Source organism: Beijerinckia sp. L45, from assembly GCF_009765775.1.
Taxonomy (GTDB): Bacteria; Pseudomonadota; Alphaproteobacteria; order Rhizobiales; family Beijerinckiaceae; genus RH-AL1.
In genome coordinates this window covers 2,106-3,728 of sequence record NZ_LMUU01000140.1, presented here as the reverse complement: position 1 = coordinate 3,728, position 1,623 = coordinate 2,106, and the positions used below count along the sequence as shown (strand labels likewise).

Genomic DNA, 1,623 nt, shown 5'->3' with positions numbered 1-1,623 from the left:
TTTTGCGGCCGGGATATGTGCGGATGCCGCCGGCTCGCTCGACGCCGGCGCTGCGCCGTTTGTTAGGCGCCGGACGCGCTCGGTCAGACGGAGGCTGCGGCGCAGGCGCGCGTTCGCGGCGGCGCGCACCTTTTCGACGAGCACCGGCGCGAGCTCATCCATCGCCAAGGAGACCGCGCCTTCCGGCTTGGCGACGAAATCCACCGCGCCAAGCTGCATGGCTTCCAGCGTGATGTCCGCACCGGCTTCGGTCAGCGACGACACCATCACGACCGGGCAGGGGCGCTCGATCATGATGCGATCGAGGCAGGCGAGCCCGTCCATCTTCGGCATCTGCACGTCGAGCGTGATGACGTCCGGTCCGAAGCTGTGGAGCTGCTCCAGGGCCTCGGCGCCGTCCCGCGCGAAGGCGACATCGAAGTCGTTCTGCGCGGCAAACACAGTGCCGATCAAGCGGCGCATCAACGCCGAATCGTCGACGACAAGGAGTTTGATCACGCGGTGACCGCTGCTTCGCTCGCCATCCCGGCGCCGAGCGCGGCTAGGACGTCGCGCTCGGCGCGATCGAGCATCGCTCTGGGATCGATGACGAGGATCAGGCGGCCGTCGCGCGCGATGGTCGCGATCCGGTCGAAGAGGCGGCTGCCGTCCGCGGTCATATCCGGCGCCGCGACGAGTTCGCTCGCCGCGATGGTGAGCACTTCCGAGACTGCGTCGACGACGAAACCGGCGCGCACCCCGTCGATGGTGACGACGACGACCCGGCGGCCGCGCGTCGCCTCGCCGGACGCGGCGAACCGCTGACGCTGGTCGATGATCGGCACGATTCTGCCGCGCAGGTTCATCACGCCCTCAATGAAAGCTGGCGCGCGCGGGACGCGCGTCAGGCTGTCGGGGCATCGCACCACTTCGTCGACGCTGGCGATCGGCAGGCCGTAATGCTCGTCGGCGAGTTGGAACACGACGAATTGCTCGCTCATGGCGTGATCGGTGTCGGCAGCCATCGTGGTCGTCCCGTGTTGAACGCCGGCGAAGATGCGCGCTGCCGTCGTCTCGTCGAAAAGCTTGGCCGGCGAAAGAACGGCGATCAGGCGCGCGCCGCCGTCGAGCCGACAGATGGCTTCGATCCGCGCTTCGCTCTGGCCGCGCGTCAAGACGAGCGGCACCGGGTCGAGCGCGTCTTCCGCGACCCGTATGATGGCAGTCATATGATCCGCGACCAGCCCGATCAACGCCGGCCCGGCGCGCGTGACGACGATCCGCGCCTTGTCGCGTTCGAACCCCTGGGTCGGGAGACCCAGCAGCACGCGTAGCGAAACCAGCGGCAAAAGGGTCCCGCGGAACGATATGACGCCCATCATCGCAGCGTCGGTATCCGGCACTTCGGCAATGGCGGCGGGCATGGGGATGACTTCGGCCACCTTGTCGAGGGGCAGGGCGTAATCCTGTCCCGCGACCGTGAAGCCGATGAGCGCAAGTTCGTCCTGATCGAGTTTCTCCGGTGCCGCGGTCGGTATGGCGACCGGTCGTTCGCCGGTGCGGCGGCGCGGCAGCGCGGCGAAGTCGCGCGCGAGCAAAGCCTCGAGGTCGATGCGGCGTTCGCCGGCGGCACGGGTCAGGGTC

At 68.3% G+C, this 1,623-nt stretch carries 2 protein-coding genes; both read right to left on the bottom strand.

Going from position 1 to position 1,623, the window contains the following annotated elements; all coding sequences use genetic code 11:
- A partial coding sequence (locus GSQ79_RS29590; protein ID WP_246725343.1) for a response regulator occupies positions 1-498 on the bottom strand: 498 nt, incomplete at its 3' end.
- On the bottom strand, positions 495-1,623 hold a 1,129-nt coding region (locus GSQ79_RS14855; protein ID WP_158809482.1), incomplete at its 5' end, for a chemotaxis protein CheW. The genes GSQ79_RS14855 and GSQ79_RS29590, both read right to left, overlap by 4 nt.